This window comes from Ralstonia sp. VS2407 (genome assembly GCF_052950655.1).
Map to the genome: position 1 here is coordinate 366,116 of NZ_JBRFVG010000002.1, position 19,656 is coordinate 385,771.

Below are 19,656 nucleotides of genomic sequence, written 5' to 3' on the forward strand. Positions count from 1 at the left end.
GCCTGCCGGGCTGATCGAGCGGTCCAGCTTTTTGCCCGCCCCTCAGTGATTTAACATAACACAAATTACGCGTTGAAATGGTGTTGGATCCAAATAGAGATGTCGTATCTGAACCAAATAGAAATGTCGCACACCTAATCAACCCAGGCATGCTGGCGGTTTCCCGACTGGTCAAGACTGGAGGCTGCCATGATCGATGCAGGCTTCTGGGTGGCAAAGCGGGCGTCAGATAGCCTATTTCAGGGCGCGCACGCTCATGCCGTCGCTGAGCGTGGTTGGTGGATACATGACCACAGTGTCGTGGTCTTGAAGCCCGTCGAGTATCTGGGCTTCTTCCGCGTTGCGCTGTCCGATCTGAATGGTTCGCTGGACAGCCTTTCCATTGTTGACGATGAACGTGCACCAGTGGTCGGCACAGCGGAATAACGCGCCGATCGGTAGCTTGAGTACATCAGGCTGGTCCGAGATGACAATGCGGCCTTGCACGCGGTACCCATCGTTCAATCTTCCTGGTGGGTCCACAAGGTCCGCGACAATATGGACGCGCTGCTCTTCGACCCCCAGCGCCGACACCTTGGTAAACGCCCCCGGACCGACTGTCCTGACTACCGCGTTGACCGCCAGCGGACCGCCCCACTCCACTACCGATACACGCATGCCTGGACTGATCTTGACAGCATCGGACGACAGCACGTCGACGACCAGTTCATAGCGCGAAGGGTCAGCTAAGACCATGAGGGCCGTACCTGCAAGCACGACGCGTTCGCTTTGCTGTTCGATTCGTAGCAGCACCGAGTTGGCCGGTGCACGCACCTCGACAGGTTGCCCTGCTTCCAACGCCTTCAGATTCGCCATCGCGACGCGCACATCGGCCGCGGCCGACGTCTCCCTTGCGCGTGCGGCCGACAGATCGCTGGCGCTCGAGGCGGACATGGTCCGCATCTGCTCCACTTCCTGCCTCGACATGGCGCCGCTGCTCAGAAGCGTTTCGCCCCGGGCCAGGTCCCGGCGGGCTTGTTCGTAGTCCGCCCTGGCATGAGCGGCGCGCGCCTGCGCCTCTCGGAAAATTGCCTCTGCCGCATCAACCCGTGCGCGTTGCGAAGCCCGCTCCCCGGGCGTCATCGGCACCGGTACCAGGGCGGCGATCACCTGCCCATCTTTGATCTGATCGCCCTCATGCAGCTCAACCCGAAGCAGCCGGCCTGTGATCGGCGCCGTGATGACGTAACGATCATGCGCGCGGATCTCCCCGTCTTCGTCAATGGTGACTTGCAGCGGACCACGAGTGACGCGCCCCGTGTCCACTGCCGCAGGCGCCGGCCAGAGCGCGTACGTGAGCGTCATTGCCAGCGCAAGCGCGGCACCCGCAAGAGCCAGGGACTTTCGCACAGCGCCGCGCTTCATGATTCTCTTGCCTTGAGGACGGCGACGATATCAAGCCGTCTGATCTTGGCCGCCACCAACAGGCCTGAACACACCACCGCCCCACCGGCTACAAGGAATGCGTAAGCGAAGGTCGCCGCATGAACCACAAGCGGAAGCCGGTACAAGTCAGTTGCCAGCCGAGTCGAGAGCAGCCCGCATACGCCGTAGCCAAGAAGGAGCCCGGCTGGCAGCGCTATGGCGGTGAGCACAAACTGCTCGCCAAGGAGAATCCAAGCGACTTCGGTCTGCGTGAACCCGAGCACGCGCAGCGAAGCCAACTGCTGAACACGTTCCGAGTAAGCGATGCGCATGCCATTGAACGCGACACCAAACGCAATCACACAGGCAAAGGCGAAGTTGATGGACGTGGATAGACGAACGCTTTCGTCCATGATCTTACGAAAGCTGGCGATGACGGCCTGGCGAACCGCCACTGCATTGACCGACGGCAGCCGCTTGAGCGTCGCATACAGATGTGCAGACGCATGCTGATCGACAGACAGCCTCGCCCCTGACCAGTTTCCGCTCTCCCCCAGGAGTTTCGCCAGTGCCGTCTGGTCCATGTAGGCCGCGACGCCCACCAGATCGCCCGACAGCTGCATCAACGTGACTTGTCTGGTTTGGCGCTCGCCTTCAAGCACTTCAACGGTGACCGGATCACCGGGTTTTATGCCGAGCACGGCGGCAAGTCTGGCAGAAATCACCAAGCCATCCGGGGGCATGTGCAGCGGTCTGCCCCCATCATCAACCAGCCTGTGCAGAGCTGCCTTCGGAGCGATCCCGCTCAGCGAGACCCGCCGAGACCGATACCCAGCGGATAGCCTGACCGGCACATCGCGAAACCCCTCGACCTTCAGCACACCAGGCAGACGTTCGATCGCGTAGACGGCGCGGTGAGATAACGGCTGAGAAAAGGCCACCGTCACATCCTGTCGCTCGATTTGCTGAAACTGAGTATCGAAAAGGAAATCGATGGAGTCGAAGAAAAACCCGCCAACGACGAGAATCGCACTCGCGCATGCAATGGCCAAGGAACCCAGGAGCGACTTGACGGGCTGGCGCGCGATATTGCGCGCAATCATTCGCCACACCACGCTCAGTTGCCGATAGATGCCCGCCCGCTCCACCCAGCCCACTGAAAACGCGGGCGGAACGACTGCGCGAAGGGCCTCGACAGGCATCAACCTCATGGCCTTCGCAGTGCTCGCGATGGCACCTCCGATTGCCGTTCCGAAGCTGATGAAGAACGCCCAGGTTATCGTCGAAAGATCGGCGCGAAATTCTAGGTGGGCAAGCCTGTAGTACCTGGCGTAGAGGTCTGTCAGATAGGTCCCCAACGCCAACCCACCTGCAATACCGACAAGGGTCCCCGCGGCAGCAACGACGCACCCAAGTTGCAGGTAATGCAAACCGACTGAAAGGTCACCGTATCCAAACGCCTTCATCAAGCCGATCTGTGAGCGTTGTGTATCGATCAGCCGGGTCAGGACGTTCTGCAAAAGAAACATCGCGACGAGAAAAAAGATGGCCGGCACATAGGTGGCAGTTACGCGGTTCTGCGCGATCTCGTCAGTAATGAACCGATTCGATATCTGGTTTTCCCGGCTGATGGTTCCAAGTCCGCCATACGGCAGCAACGTTCTGTCGATCTGAGCGATGACGTGCGGAGCCGGCACGCTGCCATCGAGAGACAACACGAGATCATTGAAGGCACCATCCATACGGAACGCTGCCGAAACCGCATTCGTTCCCATCCACACCACGCCGTAGTGACGGTTATCCGGAAAGATGGAGCCCGCGCCGGCCTCGTAGACATACTCCGGCGAGATTGCAAGACCAACAATGTGCAGTCGCTTCCAGCGGCCATTCAGTATGGCGCTGAAGTATTCGCCTGCCCTCAGGCTGTTGGCATCTGCGAAAGCCGCGCTGACCAGCACTTCGTCCTCTCGGCCGGGCGAAATGTATCGGCCGCTTTGAAGATGCAGCAGATTCAGCGCGGGCCACCCGAGTTCCGGGATCGAAACAAGGCGCGCTGTGGCCGGCTCGGAAAGGCCGGGAATATCGACCGTGACATCTGACACCACGCGCGCGTCCACATGTGCCACGCCAGGCAATGCAGCAATGCGCGAAGCCGTCTCAAGTGGTGCGCGCTTCAGGTGCACGAAGAGATCGGCAAAGCGATATGACGCGTAGTAGTCCTGCTGGGCGTTCAACAAAGCCAGATAGGTGCTGCGCATTGCAACAAACGTGGCAACACCACATCCGACAACGAGGACTGCCGCCAAGACCTGCGCCCGCATTTGCCAGAGGTCTCGCCAGAGCAACCGGACGAGCATGGTCACCATGACAGATCTCCCACTCGGGCACGCTGGGCGTTGCGGCGTTGCTCGACAATGGTTCCGCTGCTCATCCGGACAACACGATCCGCCATGTCGGCGATGACGGCGTTGTGCGTGACGATGACAATGAGGGTGCCGAACTCGCGGTTCACCTGCTCGAGCACCTCTAGCACCAACTGACCCGTCCGAAAATCCAATGCGCCTGTCGGCTCATCGCACAGGAGGACATCTGGTCGCTTCGCGACCGCGCGGGCGATGGCAACGCGTTGCTGCTCTCCCCCCGACATCTGCGAGGGAAAGTTGTCCGCCAACGCACCGATCCCCACCCGGTTCAAGGCCTCGGTGGGGTCTAGCGGATGCTCCGCGATGTCCGTCACCAGGGCGACGTTCTCGCGAGCGGTGAGACTTGGAATCAGGTTGTAGAACTGAAAAACGAATCCGACATGCTCCCGTCGGAATCGCGTCAGGCCTCTGTCTCCGGCGTGGGAAAGATCGTGGTCTCGATACACGATGGAACCGGTCGTTGGCGTATCCAGCCCGCCCATCAGGTTGAGTAGCGTGGATTTGCCGCTGCCCGAGGCTCCGAGCAGCACAACGATCTCACCCGACCCGAGTTGCAGGTCGACGTGTTCCAGGGCGCGCACGCTCACGCTTCCCATGGGATAGACCTTGCTGACGGCCTGAATGTTGAACACCGTTTCCACAACACACCGGTCGGCTAGGGAGGCGGGCGAGTGCGCCGCTCAGATGTTCGGCGCTGCCCTGACGGCGACGTCCAGCGTTCTGCAATTGCTCGCCCCACCTGCATGCCGGCTTCAATCGCGCCATCCACAGAATCAAAGTCTGCACAGACGTGGTGGAAGCGCTCGAGTTTTGGATACTCCAGCGCGGCGGATTTGGGTGAGCAGACAAAGCCGGTGTAGGCGTACTTGAATCCATCGCACCGTCCAACGACCGCCAAGATGTGAATAGAGCAGCCCCGGTACTGTTCAATTGCCCAGGCCGACATATCGATCTCCTGCAGAGCAGATGGAGCTGTCCTACATGCCAGCCCTATTAAGGCGCTGCCCCTCATTTCTGGACGAGCTGTACCGGGCGAGGAAGAGAGGACCAGCGCACTGATTCCTTCAGGCTACTTGCATTTGCCCGCGACGCGTTGACCTACCTCAATCAGTGCGGAAGCCAGCGCCGCTGGGGCACTCAAAGCAGTTTGACCTGCTCATCGCCCTGCCCTTGTCCGCGTGTCTTTGGCCGACGATGCGATCGGTTCCGGTCGCCGCCAGCGCAGACGCTTCGTTTGCAGAAGGTACTGCCAGTCCAGTTTGGCAAACCCATAAACGAGTGCCAGAAACACGACCTGCGACACGACGAAGTACACGCCCATATACGCGCCGTCGATCTCCGTCTCCACATCCAGATAACGGGCACCAATCTGGGCAATACGCGTCCAGGTCAGGTAGCTTATCCAGCGGCCCGCAAAGAACGGAAGTCCGATCAACCAAAGCCGCATCCCAGTCAAGCCGTAGGCTATGAAGATGTAGTTCGACGGGAACGGGCTGAACGCGTACGCGAGCATCAGTCCAACCGTCATACCTTTGCGCTCTTCAAGCCATGAGCGCACCACATCGACGTTCTGGCGATCGGCCTCGCGCATCCAGCGATTGCGCACGAGCGTGCAGGATAGCCGCGCTAGAACCAGGCGGCCGAGTGTTGCTGCGCAAGCGGCAATGCCCGCCAGAAGCACCGGGTTGGCATCGGGCCGCGAAAAGCCGATCCATGACATCACCATCCACGTCGGCGGTGCGAACGCCGGCATCACATTCAGCAACAGGATGGTCACGAACAATGCGAGCAGGTTTGTCATGGCGATCAAACCTCCTCACCGAGTACATGGAACAGTTCGTCTTCTTGTGCGCAATGCAGCCGCAGGATGGCATCGAGCCCATACAGCAAGCGTTGCAGCTCCTGCGTTACAGCGGCATCGGGGCCGTCGGGAGAAACATCCGCCACGATCCGGCCCAACAGGTTCGTCACGCGGAATATCTCGCGATGCATGGCGCTCATTGCCGCCATCGGGTCATCCCCACCGAGCAGGCGGGCAACGTCCGGATAAAGCTGGGTATCGTCTCGGCGCTCATGCGGCACCAGAACGTCCGCCAAGGACTGATTGAGCGATAGCAATGCGGCTTTTGCCGCGCTGCCGGCCATTTGGGGCAGCGTGTCGGCGACCACTCGGATCCGGCTCAGGATGGGTTCCAACTCCGCGTGTTCGGCTTTGAGGCGCGCGACGTCTGCAGAGACGAGTGGATGGGTTGTCTCGTCTTGTGTCGGTCGCAGGGCGCGCAACGCACTGGCGATCGCCAAGACATCGATGACCTCTTGCAGCATTGCGCCCGCCAAGGGTGGCAGTTGCCCCAGCGCTGCGACAACCATGGCGGCCAGCGACAGCGACATGCCGATCATCACGCTCTGGAGCGCGACGCGGCGTGTGCGGTGCGCTATGCGGACCGCGTCAACGAGCCGATCCAGGCGGTCCACCAACAAGACAATGTCTGCAGCTTCCGAGGAGGCTGCCGCGCCGCGCGCACCCATTGCGACGCCAATGTCTGCAGCGGCGAGCGCAGGCGCGTCGTTCACGCCATCGCCGACCATGATCACCTTGCCTTCCGCTCGGGCATTCCGAATCACCGCGAGCTTGGCCGCCGGCGACAGGGCGGCATAGACCTCCGTCACCCCCAGCATGGACGCCACGGATTCGGCAACATCTGGGCGATCCCCGGTCAACATTGCCTGTCGTGTGATGCCCTCCCGGCGCAGGAGTCGCAGCGCGCGAGGCGCCTCAAGACGGACCCGGTCAATCAACTGCAATGCACCCACCAATTGACCGTCCACGCCAACAAAGACGGCCGACGCACCGGAATAGCTCACGCGCTTGACGAACGCTTCTACCCAGCCCGGTACATCAGCCGAACCCAAGACATAAGGCAACGCGCCGATCGACACGACATGGCCTTCAACGCGGCCGCACACGCCGGCTCCTGGACTCTCGACCACCGCACTCGGCAGTCGCAGCGTTGCGCCCTGTTCGCGCGCCGCCTTGGCAACGGCTTCTGCCGTGACGTGATTCGATGCCTGTGCGAGTGAACCGGCCAGGCTCAGCACAACGTCGGCAGCGTACTCCGGTGCGCACTCAACGTTGACCAATCGTGCATATCCGCTGGTCAGCGTGCCGGTTTTGTCGAAGAACAGCGTGTCGGCCAACGCCAGCCTCTCCAGCGCGCCACCGCCCTTGACCAGCACGCCCCGCTTGGCGCAACGCGACAGGCCCGACACGATGGCGACAGGCACCGCCAGGATTAGCGGGCACGGCGTGGCCACGACGAGCACGGCAAGACAACGCGCCGAATCACCGGTGAGGATCCAGCTGGCCCCCGCCAGGAAAACGGCGACGCCCCCAAAGGCAAAGGCGTACCGGTCAGCCAGCCTCACGGAGGGGCTGCGTTCCGCCTGCGCCGCACTGACCAGCCGGACAACACCCGCAAACGTGCTCCTTTCGGCAGACGCACTGGCGATCATTTCGAACGCGGCGCCTACATTCAGCACGCCGCTGCAAATGGCATCCGTCGCCAGGCGATGGCGGGTGACCGATTCTCCTGTCAATGTGGATTCATCCAGATCGGCAGGCCCGGACAAAGTGCCATCCACCGGTACGACTTCGCCGTGCCGCACCAGCAGGCGGTCACCCGCTTGAACCTGTTCCAGACCGACCTGGTGCCATTGCCCGCCGTCGAAGCGATTGGCCCGCTTGGGTGCATGGCCCAGCAACGCAGTCATCTCGCGTTGCGCACGCGCCTGGGCAAAGTCTTCCAACGTGCGGCCCGTCGCGAGCATCAACGCAATGACCGCCGCGACCAGCACCTCGCCCGACCAGAGTGAAAAGGTGATCGCCAAGACCGCCAGAATATCCACGCCGGCCTGCCGTCGCACCAGTGACCGAATAATCGTGACGACCAGCGCCAGCCAGTTCGGGACGATGCCAATCAGCCAGAGTTGCCGCGCCAGCGCATCGGCACCGAGGTACCGCGCCCATAACCCCGCCGCCATGGTCAGCACCGACAAGGCAAGCAATGCAACGTTGGCGAGCAAGCGCGGAGAGTGCATCGTCTAGCCTCTTGTCGGCGCAGTTTTCATGTGCGCTAGATCATGCGGCGCAGCAGCCGATCCTTCAGGATGAACTCGTGCCAGAGCGCCGCGGCGGCATGCAGCCCGACCACGATATAGACGACCGTCGCGCCCGACTCATGAATTTCCTTGGCCAAGTGGGCCAACGACTTGTCCTGCGCCAACGCCAGCGTCAGATCCAGTCCGAATGGTTGAATCGGCTTGCCTGCCAAAGCCAATGCCAGCAAGCCCAGAACGGGCATGCCGACCATCAGGACATAGAGCGCGCCGTGCGTGAGTCGCGCTACAAGCTGCACCAGCGGTGTGCCCGGGACGGGAGGCGGTGCCTGCGTGCCCACCCGGGCCAGCAGACGCAACACCATCAGGGCGAACACGGAGAGCCCCGCTGTCTGATGGACCATGAACAGAGCGGCACGCTCGGTGCTGCCTTTCGGGAAGAAATCCATGATTTCGATGGCGACGACGGCGATCGACACCGCCAGAACCACGAGCCAATGGAGCGAGCGCATGGTGAGGGAGTATTTCGGTTCGGATTGCATAGCGTTATCCAGAATGTGTTGAGTGAGGGGTAAGGCTGGAGCAGGTCAATCGTCAAAGTCCCACATCCGGTGCAGATCGAGCTTGAGGCGGCTGTCTGCCTCGAGCAGGTCGACACGGGCGAGCCGCTCGGCCAGCAGGGCCTCCGCTAGACTACGGCGCGTTGCCAGTAGTTCAGTCAAGCCCGACTCACCTGCGCGATATGAACGCGTTGCCCTGCCGGATGCGCTTTTTTGCAGCGTAACCGCTTCCATCTGGGCTTGCGCGCTCGCCCGTTTGCCTTGCAAGTTGCCATAGAGCACATCGAATTCGGCACCCAGCCGACGCTCAGAACCCAATCTGCGCCGGGCAGCCGCTTCCGCTTCGGCAGCAGCCGCCAGCGCCGCAGAGCGACGATGCACCGAACCGATCGGCATGGCAACGCTCACGCCCATGATGCGTTCGGCACCCCCGCGTTCCACCGTCACGAACATCCCGACGGTGGGGTCAGGCCGACGTTCCAGATCTGCGCGCTTGGCCATTTGCTGCGCCTGAACCTCTTCTGCCATGGCGAGACGGTATTCGTGGCTGTCTTGAATGTACTGGGTACGCAATCGATCGGGTGGTTCTTGCGGCAATGCGGGCAGCACAGTATCGGCGCTAAACGAGGGGTCGCCTAACCCCGGAAACCGTGCCCGCAGCTCTGCCTGCGCCGTCTGTTCCGCCGCCACGGCAGTCGCCAGCGCGGCTTCCGTGCGCGCCCGATCGGCGGCGGCCAGCTCCGCATCCAGACGAGAGGCATCGCCCAGTTGCACCCTTCGGGCAGTGAGCGCGGCCAGGTCGGCGGCCGCCTTGGCATTCTCCTGCGCTGCCTGGCGTGCCTGCCCCGCACGCACGGCGCCAAACCAGAGGGCCAGAATCTGGCGCGATGCTTCGTGGCGCGCATCCTTGACAGCCAACTGCCCAGCCTCGGCGGCGGCATCGGCAAGCTGCCCATCGGCTTGCGCTTTGCCCCAAAGCCGCAATGGACGCTCCATCGCAATCTGCCCTTCGGCATGGCGTTCGGAGGGATCGCGCACCTGGCGCCCTTGGCCAATTGCACGGACCACGGTTTCCGCCGTGCCGGCGCGAATGCCATCAGCCCGAGCCAGTACGGCGTCGCGGCGGGCCTCTGCCGTCAGCACGTCGGGCGACTGTGCGACGGCCTCGCGCACTGCGCTCTCAGCCGGCAGATAGGCCGGTGAGATTTGCGCTTGCGCAGCGGGGCTGCAAAGCAGCATCGTGCTCGCTCCCGCCAATACGATGCGAAACAGATCCAACCTCATTGCGAATCTCCCTGCCCGGCGGCCGCACGCGGCCGAGGCAACCCAAAACGTTCAAACAGCAGGGGCAGAAGAAGCAGCGTCAGCGCGGTCGAAGAAATCAGCCCGCCCGATACCACGATCGCCAGCGGCCGCTGAATCTCTGACCCCGGCCCGCTGGCCAGCAGTAGCGGAATCATCCCCAGTGCGGTAATGCAGGCCGTCATCAGGACGGGCCGCAGGCGGTCGCGCACGCCATCGCGCACGGCTTGCGCCATGCCCATGCCGGACTCAAGCAGCGTGTTGAAGTGCGACACCAGCACCACACCGTTGAGCACCGCGATCCCGAGCAAAGCGATAAAGCCAACGGAGGCCGGCACCGACAGGTACTCGCCCGAGATCCGCAACGCCGCAATGCCGCCCACGAGCGCAAACGGAATGTTGGCAACCACCAGCACCGCCTGCCGCACCGAGCGGAACGTCAACATCAGCAAGAGAAAGATTGCGCCAAGGGCCAACGGGACAACCAACGCAAGGCGCGCCGCGGCGCGTTGCTGGTTCTCGAACTGGCCGCCCCACACCACCCGCAATCCTTTTGGCAAGGTGCCAATGCCGCCGACGGCTGCCTGGGCTTCCTGCACGAAACCTGCCAGGTCCCGACCATCGACATTGGCCTGGATCACGGCAAACCGGGCGCCGTCTTCGTGGTTGATGCGCACGGGCCCATCCACGCGTTCGATGCGCGCCAGAGAGGTGAGCGGCCAGACTTTGCCGTCGGGTGCCGTTACCAGAAGGTTGGTCAGGTTTTCGGGTGCCTGCCGCAAGCCTGCTCCGCCACGCAAGATGAGCGGCGTGCGGACAATGCCTTCGGGCACCACGCCAACCCGGTCGCCCTCAATCAGGGCGCGCAGTTGCGCCTGGAGGGCGTCGCCGGAGAAGCCGGCCTGACCCACCGCAGCGCGGTCCAGCGACACTTTCAGGTACTGCACGCCGCTGTTGCTGGGCGCAATGACCTCCGCCGCCCCCGGGATGGTGCGGACCTTGGCAGCAATGGCCTGCGCGGCTGCATCGATGGCGGCAAGGTCGCTGCCAAACAGCTTGATGGCAACGTCGCCGCGTGTGCCGGTCAGCATCTCGGAGACACGCATCTCAATGGGCTGCGTGAAGCCGTAGATCACGCCCGGGAAGCGCTCCATCACGCGCCGGATCGCAATCGCGATGTCTTCCTTGGTGCCGCGCCACTGATCCTTGGGTTTGAGCACCAGGAAGGTATCGGTTTCGTTCAGCCCCATCGGGTCCAGGCCGAGATCATCGGAGCCTGAGCGCGCAACGATCGAGCGTATTTCCGGCACCTCCTTGAGCAGCGCCTGCTGCACGCGCTGGTCCATGTCGAGCGACGCCGCAAGCGAAACGGACGGTGCTTTCTGCAACTGCACGATCAGATCGCCCTCGTCCATCGTCGGCATGAACGTCTTGCCGACCGACATGTACAACACCACGGCCAGCGCCAACGCCGCCCCCGCCAGGCCGAACACCGTGCGGCGATGGGTTGTCGTCCATGCCTGGATTCGCGCAAAGCCGGCCGCGACCTTGCGCATCAGCCAGGGCGGCTCATCTGCATGCGCCAGCAGGAGCAACGACGCGAGCGCCGGGACCACCGTAAAGGCAATCACCACGGACGAGGCCAGCGCCAGCACGATGGTGAGCGCCACCGGCCCGAAGAGCTTGCCCTCCAGGCCTTGCAGTGACAGCAGCGGCAGGAACACGATGGCAATGATCGACACGCCCGACAGCATGGGTACTGCTACCGTTGCCACTGCATGGCGGATGACGGCACCGCGCAGCGCAGGATCGGTCTTGTGGTCTTGCGCACGCGCCATGGCCGTCTCGATGTTCTCGACCACGACGACGGCGGCGTCCACGAGCATGCCCAGTGCAATAGCCAGGCCGCCGAGGCTCATCAAGTTGGCCGTCAGGCCCACATAGCGCATCAGCAGAAACGTCGCGAGCATCGACAGCGGCAGTGTGGCCGCCACGACCAGGGCCGCCCGCACCCCGCCCAGGAACAGGTACAACGTGATGACCACCAGCACGCTGGCTTCAATCAACGCGCGCACCACGGTATTGGCCGCACGGGTGACCAGCTCGCCGCGGTTGTAGAAGACGTGGGTCGACATGCCCTTCGGCAACTGGGGGCCTATCGCATCCAGCCGCGCTTGCACCGCCTCGACCAGCTTGCGGGCATCGCTGCCGCGCAGGCCCAGCACCAGCCCTTCAACCGCTTCACCGTTGCCGTCTTTGCTGACTGCGCCGTTGCGGGTGGCCTCGCCCAGCCGCACGGTCGCGACATCGCCGACCGTGACCGCAGGGGCGGAACTCGCGCTTTGCGCCGGCACTACGACAATCGCACGCAAATCATCCAGCCCGCGTATGCCACCCTCCACGCGCACGACCCAGTACTCGTCTCCGCGGTCCAGCCGCCCTGCCCCGTCGTTGCGATTGTTGGCATCCAGCGCCTGACGCAGTTGCTCAAGGGTGACGGCGCGGGCGCGCAAGCGGGCCGGGTCCGGTGTGACCTCATAGCTGCGCACCTCGCCGCCGAGCGCGTTGACATCGGCCACGCCCGCGACGGTGCGCAGCGCTGGCCGGATCACCCAGTCCAGCACGCGGCGCCGCTCGGCCAAGGAATAGCCATCGCCCTCCACCGTGAACATGAACATCTCGCCCAACGGTGTGGTGATGGGCGCCAGACCGCCTACGGCGGTCGATGGCAGATCGCGCGCCAAGCCGGCCAGGCGTTCCGACACCTGCTGGCGCGCCCAGTAGACGTCCACCCCCTCTTCAAAATCGACAGTCACATCGCTGATGCCGTATTTGGACACCGAGCGCACGATCGTCTTGTGCGGCAGGCCGAGCAGCTCCTGCTCGATGGGCGTGGAGACCCGCTGTTCGACCTCCTCCGGGGTCATGCCCGGCACCTTCAGCACGACCTTGACCTGCGTCGGCGAGATATCGGGAAACGCATCGATCGGCAGGTTCAGATACGCCCACACGCCGGCCACCGCGAGCACGCCAGCGGCGATCAGCACCAGCACGCGCTGGCGCAAAGAGAACTCAATGAGGCGGGGCAGCATTACTGTTCTCCCGCCAGCAAGCCCTTGAGCGCACCGACACCTGTTACCGCCACGCGTGTACCCGCTGGCAGGTTTGCCCGCACGACGGCGATGGCGTCGTCTGTACTGCCAACGGTGACATCCTGGAAGCGGAAACCCTTATCGGTTGCGACGAATACGCCGGGCACGCCTCGCACGTAGACCAATGCGGCCACAGGCACCCGCAGCAAGCCCGGAGCGTTTGCATTGGCCGCACTGCGCAGCTTGAGCGTGACGTTGACGCTCTCTCCGGCACGCAGGTCCCCACGTCGCTCCAGCGACGCGCGCACACGCACACCCGCTGTGCCATCACCGGAAGGCGCGACACCAATGACGGTGCCGCCCGCGCCGCGTTGTGCGATTTCGACGTGGTCGCCTGTGGTCGGAACTGGTATGTCGCGGCCAACGAGCAGGTCCAGCTCCAGAGCCGCTGGGTCAACAATCCTGAACAGCGGTGCCGCAGCTTCTACTCGTGCCCCCGGAACGGCATTGACTTCGGATACCACACCGCCACGGCTGGCCACCAGTTGCGCCTCACCGGCGGGGCCGCTGAATGCGATGCCGGAGGACGCCAGCTCTGCCCGGCGCGCCTTCACCATGGCGCCGGCTTCAGCGGCCCGCGCCTGCGTTGCCTGCCAGCGGCTTGCTGCGATGATGCCGTCGTCGTACAGCGCCTTGTCGCGCGCGAGCGACTGCTGCGCGAGCCGCGCCTGCGAGTTGGCTTCCATCAGTGCGCGGCTGGTTTCGAAGAGCTGCGAGCTCAGAAAACCCGCCAACGGCTGGCCCGCCCGGACGGTTTGCCCGATCGACACCAACACCCGGGGCACCATGCCCGCGTACGGTGCCGCCACCACATACTGCGCATCCGGCTTGAAGACGACACGTGCATGCGTGCCAACCTCCAACCCTGAAGAAGCGGCGACCGGGCTGAAACGCACGCCGAGGGAGCGCGCCTGCTCCGCCGATAGCGGCACCACCTGGGCGCCTGCTTGGGCAGCGGCCTGCTCAAGAGGAAACGCGATCAGCGCTACACACGCACTGGCCGCGACGATTCGTTTGAAAGACATGCCTGACTCCAATCCTCGGAGGCAACGCCACGCGCGCTGCCTCTGATTGCCGCGCATACGCGGGCGACCTAAAGACCAACCGTCGCCCAGCATTTCCATGCGGCGCGAACGACAAACTCTTACGATGGATGGCCAATGGGGAGTGGAGTTGCTACCACCGCGTAGCGTCAGGCGTGCGCCATGCGTCAGAAGACAACACTTCTGACGCATTCATCATCGCCAATGCAGACACGAGGGGCTTGTTGCAAGTCAACAAGTTGCGGAGCAACGCGCTCGCCGGCCGTCAACCGGGTACGGATCAGAACTGCAGCGGAGGCGCCTGTGCAGGAGGTGGCCGATTGATGCGATCGCGCCAGCGCGCTCGAACGGGCGTTGGCCGATAGGCAGGACGCAATACTGCGGCGAGAGCAAGCGCCGCAAGCAGGAGGAACGTCAGCGCGGATACCCCCGGCGCCGCCGCTGCCCAAAGAAATGCACCCAGATCCGCAGGGCCAATGGCAGGCTCGACGTCTACCTCAAAGGGTTCCTGGCTTGTCAATGCCCAGTCATGATGACCGGCCCCGGCCGATTCCTCAATGAGAGGACGGTGGGCAAACGCTGCGGGTTGGAAATGAGAATCAACTGCGGCAGGAACCGCGGTATGCACGTGCAGGCCAAATTGTTTCGGTGTTCCGAGATGGCCGTGCAGAAGCGGGCTTAGCAGCTGCATCAACACGATGGTCAACAACAGCATTGCCCGAAGCGAGATGCTTGCGGTCGCACGTGGCATGGCCGAATTGTAACGCAATGTGCCCTTCGTTTGGCGCAGCTTCCCGGCGAAAGTCTGGCTAGCCTGATGTCAGCCCGCGCCCACCGGTGACAGGCCCACCACAGCATGCGCCAACGCATATGCCGACGAATACTCCAGCTCGCCCGAGGCTTGCGCGTGAATCGTAAACAACGGTTGTCCGACATTGACCTGATCGCGCAGTCGCACATGCATCTGCACGCCCGCAACTTGACGCATCGGTGCGCCCGCAAGTTTGGCGATGCGGGCAAGGTGGCGGTTGTCGATGTTCGTGACGACGCCATGTTGCTCGGCAACGACGTCGCGGCGGAAGACGGCTTCCCCGGGGATGCGCAAGCCTCCCTGCGCCTCGCAAATCGCTTCGAACTTCCGCCATGCGGCTCCGCTATCCAGCAGGCCGGTTGCCATGTCCAGCCCCGTTCCGGCCGCAGCGGCGCCGCAAAACTCCAGCAATGCGCCGGCGAGCAACAACGACCGTTCCCGCAAGTCGAACGGCGCCGTAGGGGAACGCTGCAGCACGGCCAGAACGTCTCTTGCCTCCAGCGCGGGGCCGATTCCACGTCCAACGGGCTGTGCGCCATCCGTGCGCACCATCAACACCTGCACACCAAACGCATGGGCCACGCGCTTGAGCAGCATTTCAAGGCGTTCGAGGTCTTCGACACAGCGGACTTTGGCCGTCGGCCCCACAGGCACGTCGATCAACACATGGGTGGACCCGGCCGCGATCTTCTTCGAAAGAATGGATGCCACCAACTGCGCATCGCTGTCGACATCGAGCGCCCTTTCCACGCGAATCAGCACATCGTCCGCCGGGCTCAGGCTCAACGCCCCGCCCCATGCCAGCGATGCCCCAACCTCCCCCACAACGCATCGCAGCTCCGCAGCGGTCAGATTCACGCGGGTGAGCGTTTCCATCATGTCGGCGGTGCCTGCCGGCGACGTGATGGCGCGTGATGAGGTTTTGGGCAACAGCAGCCCAGCCGCTGCACAAATGGCCACGACAATGGGGCTGGTGCGATTGCCGGGAAGACCGCCTACGCAGTGCTTGTCCGCCACGACCGCGCGATCCCACTGCAGCCGCTCGCCGGAGTCGACCATCGCTTGCGTGAGGTCGATGGTCTCCTTGATGGTCATGCGGCCCGCTGCACAAGCGCTCAGGAAAGCTGCGATATGGACATCCGCATAGCGTTCGTTCGAGATGTCGGCAATGATCTCCTGCAACTGCTTTGCGTCGAGATGCCCCCCGTAGATCTTCGCCCGCAGCGCCCGCAGCGACTCGAGCGACGGCGCATGCCTGACGCAGACCTCATCCCCTGGGCGCGCCATCAACGCATCGACCGCAGCGGCTGAGAGACTCACTTCATGCCTCTCTAGCAGCCCAGATCCGACCAGGTTGAGCGTGGCGATGGTCGATCGCTGCCCGATCTCGACCTCCACACGCGCCTGTGCGGCAAAGCCTTCCGACCGGCAGATCGCGCTGTCCGGGTGCATGTAGATAACGTGCTCTTGCCACGTATCGATGCCAAGCGCCTTGAACCTGAGGCATCCCGGCGGCACGACGGGTGCGTCAGCCGTGGGCACGGAGAGGGTGCTCATGACATGCGCGTCAGCTGGCGAAGCGGAAGTGCCCGCTGTGTAGCGTGATCTCTTTGGAACCTGTCTGCTCGAACAGCATGCGCGCGACGTCTTCGATATCGCCGCGGTGCGCTTTGAATGCGCTGAGCAGATCGTCCGACCGGCAGGACAGCGCGCCAAAGTGGTCTTCAAGAGCCTCCGCCGTGATTGCATAGCTTGCGGAACTGCCATCGACCGACGCGCGGCATTGCAGACGCGGCCCTGCGGCGCAGTATGTCGGCTCGTCAGGCAGGAACCTGATCTCTTTCATGATGGCCTCCAGATACGAACGTGCCCTGGTCAAACAAGCACCTGCTTGCCCGAAGGCAGGGGTAAATCGAACATGCTTGAAACGGCGTCAACCAGCGGCCCCGTGAGGGCAATCTCGTTCGAGGGGTGCGGGATGGTGTCGCACGTCACGATCTCTGCGCTCACCGCGCAGAGCTGGCTATACGCGTCGGCGGCAAACACAGCGTGCACGCCGACGCAAACCGGCTGCGGTTTGCCCGCACGCTGCAGCAAGCTTGCTGCGGCGAGCATCGTGCGCCCCGTTGAGATGATGTCGTCGACCAGCACGGGCGCACAACCCGGTGGAATGTTTGGCAAATCCGCAATTTCCACGTGCCATGCGCTGTGTCGCGTTTTGGTCAATGCCGCCCATGGAGCCTGGCAAAGGCCAGCTACATGCTCGACCCACTGCCTGCTTTCGTCGTCGGGCCCGATCAGGAACGGTGCCTTTACGTGAGTCTGGATCCATGCGGCAATGGCAGGCGCGGCTTCCACGGCCACGGTCGGCATGCGATAGACATTCGATAAATGTGAGATGCGGTGCAAATGCGGATCCACCGTGACAAGCCAGTCGAACACCGGATTCAGCAAGGCGGCAAAGTGCTCTGCTGCGCGAATCTCGCCGGCTTTGAAGATGACGTCCTGCCGCATGTACGCCAAGTACGGCGCGATCAATCCAACACGGTGCGCCCCGCCCTGGCGTGCGGCAATCGCCAGCCAGAGCAGCGGTAACAGCTTCTCGTCCGGATGATCGAGCGTGCAGACGATGGCCACCTCTGCGCCGTGCACGGGTGTGTAAAGCCGAACGTAGGACTCGCCGTCCGGAAAGTGGCTCACGGCCGCATGGCCCAACTCGGCGCTCAGCGGCGTGGCAAGGCGCATGGTGGCAGCTTCGCAGCCCGGCATGGCAATCAGCACGCGCTGCGGGTCCAGACCAACGACCGGCGCGGTCATGCACCCTCCAGATCGTAGGACTGGCGATACTCCGGCATGCGGACTGACCACTGCAGTTCGTGCTCGATGCGCTGGCGCAAGGCGTCGCTGGCGGCGGGCTCTCCATGCACGATGAAGGTCTGCCGTGGCGGCCGCGTGAAGCCCCTTAGCCAAGTCATCAGTTCATCGACATCCGCGTGGGCGGACAGATTCTGAATCTGTTCAACCGAGGCGCGGATGGCGACCTCACGTCCGTGCACCCGCAATGCCCGTTGACCGGCCAGCAGCGCCGCGCCACGTGTGCCGGCCGCCTGGAACCCTGACATCAGGATGGCGTTGCGCTTGCCGCCGCCAAAGCTCTTGAGGTGATGCAGCACACGGCCGCCCGTTGCCATGCCGCTTGCCGCAAGGATGATCTTAGGTGCGCGATCGCTCCCCAAATGCCTCGACTGTTCAGGGCTCTGCACCGGAATGGCCAACGCACAGGCGGCCTGGCAGTCGGCAGCCCCGATATGCAGATCGTCAACATGATGTGCAAACACCCCGGTCGCCAGTTCGGCCATCGGGCTGTCAAGATAGATCGGCACATGCGGGATCCGATGTTCGCGGATCAGCGTGTAGAGGCAGTACAACAGCTCTTGCGTACGCCCCACCGCAAAGGCAGGGATCAGCAGCGTGCCGCCCTGCCCGATTGTCCGCTGCACAACCTGCTGCAACGCATCGAGCGGATCCCCCGCCGGATGCACGCGATCCCCATAGGTGGATTCCACCAGCAAGGTATCGGCTTCCGCAATGGGCTCGGGTGGCCGCATGACAGGATCGACCTGCCGCCCCAGATCGCCGGAAAAGACGATGCGACGGCCCTCGGCCAACAATGTCGCCGTGGCCGCGCCAATGATGTGTCCTGCACGGTGGAACTCCGCTTCCACGCCCTCGGCAACGGGAAAGCGCTCGCCATAAGCAACGGGATGCAGACGGCGCAATGCCCTGGCAGCATCCTTTTCATCGTAGAGCGGCAAGGCGGGATGATGGCGCGAGAACCCCTCGGCGTTGGCGTACTGGGCGTCCTCCTGCGCAAGCCGAGCGCTGTCAGGCAGCAGGATATTGCACAGTTCGGCCGTACCTTTCGTGCAATAGACGGGGCCATGAAACCCATTGCGGACCAACAGCGGCAGGTAGCCGCTGTGGTCGATGTGCGCATGCGTGAGCACGACGGCATCGATGTGGTGCGGGTTGACGGCGAGCTTGTCCCAGTTCCGCAGGCGCAATGACTTGTAGCCCTGAAACAGCCCGCAGTCGACCATGACGCGGCGCCCGCCGGTCTCAAGCACGTACTTGGAGCCCGTCACCGTGTCGGTGGCGCCGAGAAATTGCAGCCGCATGCGATCGCCCCTGCTGCTCAGCGAATCGTCACGCGCTGCTGCGGTGACGCTTCCTTCTTGGGCAGCGTCACGCGCAGCAGTCCGTTCTCGTACGTCGCATCGACCTTGCTTTCATCGACTGCCGCATCGAGCGTGAACATGCGCTGCATCGATCCGCTGTAGCGTTCACTGCGGATGATGCGTTCGCCTTCCTTCTCCTCGGAACTGCGCTCTACCTTGGCCGAGATCATGACCGTGCCGCGATCGACCGTCACGTCGATGTCTTCCTTCTTCGCACCCGGAATTTCAGCGACAACGCTGTATGCCTTGTCCGACTCGGTTACGTCTACCTTGAATGGCAGCGCGCCATCCATGCTGCCGCGAAACGAGCGCAACAGCCCCTGGAAGATATCGCCCACCGGCTCGATGGCGAACGGGTCATAACGCTTGAGTTGACTCATGGCTGCCTCCTGATGATTCGGCCCGGGGGGGAATTAGGGCCAACAAATTCATCGTGGCACGGCGGTGCCGGAGCGCCTTGCGGCAGATCAACGGCGACGCACTGTGGCCGCCGCACGGGCGCGGTGGGATTCGTACCCCGCACATCGCTTCAGAGGTGCCGGCTGCCTTGTCAGGCTTTCCTGACATGGACACCAGCAGCTCCGACAGCATTCTCAGCACAGCCTGC

General features: G+C 63.3%; 16 protein-coding genes. All 16 read right to left on the minus strand.

What is annotated here, in order from left to right; genetic code table 11:
- Nucleotides 1–234: 234 nt before the first annotated feature.
- A complete protein-coding gene (locus tag ACU8YE_RS04795) occupies nt 235–1,404 on the minus strand; it encodes an HlyD family efflux transporter periplasmic adaptor subunit (RefSeq protein ID WP_440817910.1) in 1,170 nt (389 codons plus the stop codon).
- Nucleotides 1,401–3,770, minus strand: coding sequence for an ABC transporter permease (locus ACU8YE_RS04800; protein ID WP_446928205.1), 2,370 nt, complete (start codon nt 3,768–3,770; stop codon nt 1,401–1,403). Before ACU8YE_RS04800 ends, ACU8YE_RS04795 begins: the two co-directional genes overlap by 4 nt.
- Nucleotides 3,764–4,468: an ATP-binding cassette domain-containing protein gene (locus ACU8YE_RS04805; RefSeq protein ID WP_433867992.1), complete on the minus strand. Its 705-nt coding sequence runs from the start codon at nt 4,466–4,468 to the stop codon at nt 3,764–3,766. Before ACU8YE_RS04805 ends, ACU8YE_RS04800 begins: the two co-directional genes overlap by 7 nt.
- A gap of 14 nt (nt 4,469–4,482) precedes the next feature.
- Entirely contained in the window at nt 4,483–4,773 is a 291-nt protein-coding gene (locus tag ACU8YE_RS04810) for a hypothetical protein (protein WP_232039483.1), read from the minus strand.
- Nucleotides 4,774–4,983: 210 nt separating this feature from the next.
- A complete protein-coding gene (locus ACU8YE_RS04815; protein ID WP_322018375.1) occupies nt 4,984–5,628 on the minus strand; it encodes a hypothetical protein in 645 nt (214 codons plus the stop codon).
- A gap of 5 nt (nt 5,629–5,633) precedes the next feature.
- Entirely contained in the window at nt 5,634–7,925 is a 2,292-nt protein-coding gene (locus tag ACU8YE_RS04820; protein WP_446928206.1) for a heavy metal translocating P-type ATPase, read from the minus strand.
- Between the two features lie 35 nt (nt 7,926–7,960).
- Nucleotides 7,961–8,485: a cytochrome b gene (locus tag ACU8YE_RS04825; protein WP_343619010.1), complete on the minus strand. Its 525-nt coding sequence runs from the start codon at nt 8,483–8,485 to the stop codon at nt 7,961–7,963.
- 45 nt (nt 8,486–8,530) lie between these two features.
- Nucleotides 8,531–9,787, minus strand: a complete 1,257-nt coding sequence (locus ACU8YE_RS04830) for a TolC family protein (RefSeq protein ID WP_446928207.1) — start codon at nt 9,785–9,787, stop codon at nt 8,531–8,533.
- Nucleotides 9,784–12,897: an efflux RND transporter permease subunit gene (locus ACU8YE_RS04835; protein ID WP_446928208.1), complete on the minus strand. Its 3,114-nt coding sequence runs from the start codon at nt 12,895–12,897 to the stop codon at nt 9,784–9,786. Before ACU8YE_RS04835 ends, ACU8YE_RS04830 begins: the two co-directional genes overlap by 4 nt.
- Nucleotides 12,897–13,982: an efflux RND transporter periplasmic adaptor subunit gene (locus ACU8YE_RS04840; RefSeq protein ID WP_446928209.1), complete on the minus strand. Its 1,086-nt coding sequence runs from the start codon at nt 13,980–13,982 to the stop codon at nt 12,897–12,899. Before ACU8YE_RS04840 ends, ACU8YE_RS04835 begins: the two co-directional genes overlap by 1 nt.
- A 298-nt stretch (nt 13,983–14,280) precedes the next feature.
- On the minus strand, nt 14,281–14,715 hold the full coding sequence (locus tag ACU8YE_RS04845) for a hypothetical protein (protein ID WP_446928210.1): 435 nt from the start codon (nt 14,713–14,715) through the stop codon (nt 14,281–14,283).
- A gap of 105 nt (nt 14,716–14,820) precedes the next feature.
- Nucleotides 14,821–16,368 (minus strand): thymidine phosphorylase family protein, encoded by a 1,548-nt coding sequence (locus ACU8YE_RS04850; RefSeq protein WP_316871007.1) that lies wholly within the window; start codon nt 16,366–16,368, stop codon nt 14,821–14,823.
- Between the two features lie 10 nt (nt 16,369–16,378).
- Entirely contained in the window at nt 16,379–16,657 is a 279-nt protein-coding gene (locus tag ACU8YE_RS04855) for a DUF1488 family protein (RefSeq protein ID WP_232039474.1), read from the minus strand.
- Between the two features lie 29 nt (nt 16,658–16,686).
- Nucleotides 16,687–17,628, minus strand: coding sequence for a ribose-phosphate pyrophosphokinase (locus tag ACU8YE_RS04860; RefSeq protein WP_446928211.1), 942 nt, complete (start codon nt 17,626–17,628; stop codon nt 16,687–16,689).
- A complete protein-coding gene (locus ACU8YE_RS04865; RefSeq protein WP_232039472.1) occupies nt 17,625–18,989 on the minus strand; it encodes an MBL fold metallo-hydrolase RNA specificity domain-containing protein in 1,365 nt (454 codons plus the stop codon). Before ACU8YE_RS04865 ends, ACU8YE_RS04860 begins: the two co-directional genes overlap by 4 nt.
- 17 nt (nt 18,990–19,006) lie before the next feature.
- Entirely contained in the window at nt 19,007–19,429 is a 423-nt protein-coding gene (locus tag ACU8YE_RS04870; protein WP_232039471.1) for an Hsp20/alpha crystallin family protein, read from the minus strand.
- Between the last annotated feature and the right edge of the window lie 227 nt (nt 19,430–19,656).

Bases quoted from the DNA above. Each gene is read 5' to 3' on its own strand.
- ACU8YE_RS04815 (WP_322018375.1), bottom strand. From the start codon at position 5,628: ATGACAAACCTGCTCGCATTGTTCGTGACCATCCTGTTGCTGAATGTG.
- ACU8YE_RS04850 (WP_316871007.1), bottom strand. From the start codon at position 16,368: ATGAGCACCCTCTCCGTGCCCACGGCTGACGCACCCGTCGTGCCGCCG.
- ACU8YE_RS04825 (WP_343619010.1), bottom strand. From the start codon at position 8,485: ATGCAATCCGAACCGAAATACTCCCTCACCATGCGCTCGCTCCATTGG.
- ACU8YE_RS04870 (WP_232039471.1), bottom strand. From the start codon at position 19,429: ATGAGTCAACTCAAGCGTTATGACCCGTTCGCCATCGAGCCGGTGGGC.
- ACU8YE_RS04795 (WP_440817910.1), bottom strand. From the start codon at position 1,404: ATGAAGCGCGGCGCTGTGCGAAAGTCCCTGGCTCTTGCGGGTGCCGCG.
- ACU8YE_RS04840 (WP_446928209.1), bottom strand. From the start codon at position 13,982: ATGTCTTTCAAACGAATCGTCGCGGCCAGTGCGTGTGTAGCGCTGATC.
- ACU8YE_RS04860 (WP_446928211.1), bottom strand. From the start codon at position 17,628: ATGACCGCGCCGGTCGTTGGTCTGGACCCGCAGCGCGTGCTGATTGCC.
- ACU8YE_RS04835 (WP_446928208.1), bottom strand. From the start codon at position 12,897: ATGCTGCCCCGCCTCATTGAGTTCTCTTTGCGCCAGCGCGTGCTGGTG.
- ACU8YE_RS04865 (WP_232039472.1), bottom strand. From the start codon at position 18,989: ATGCGGCTGCAATTTCTCGGCGCCACCGACACGGTGACGGGCTCCAAG.
- ACU8YE_RS04855 (WP_232039474.1), bottom strand. From the start codon at position 16,657: ATGAAAGAGATCAGGTTCCTGCCTGACGAGCCGACATACTGCGCCGCA.
- ACU8YE_RS04800 (WP_446928205.1), bottom strand. From the start codon at position 3,770: ATGGTGACCATGCTCGTCCGGTTGCTCTGGCGAGACCTCTGGCAAATG.
- ACU8YE_RS04845 (WP_446928210.1), bottom strand. From the start codon at position 14,715: ATGCTGTTGTTGACCATCGTGTTGATGCAGCTGCTAAGCCCGCTTCTG.
- ACU8YE_RS04830 (WP_446928207.1), bottom strand. From the start codon at position 9,787: ATGAGGTTGGATCTGTTTCGCATCGTATTGGCGGGAGCGAGCACGATG.
- ACU8YE_RS04810 (WP_232039483.1), bottom strand. From the start codon at position 4,773: ATGTCGGCCTGGGCAATTGAACAGTACCGGGGCTGCTCTATTCACATC.
- ACU8YE_RS04820 (WP_446928206.1), bottom strand. From the start codon at position 7,925: ATGCACTCTCCGCGCTTGCTCGCCAACGTTGCATTGCTTGCCTTGTCG.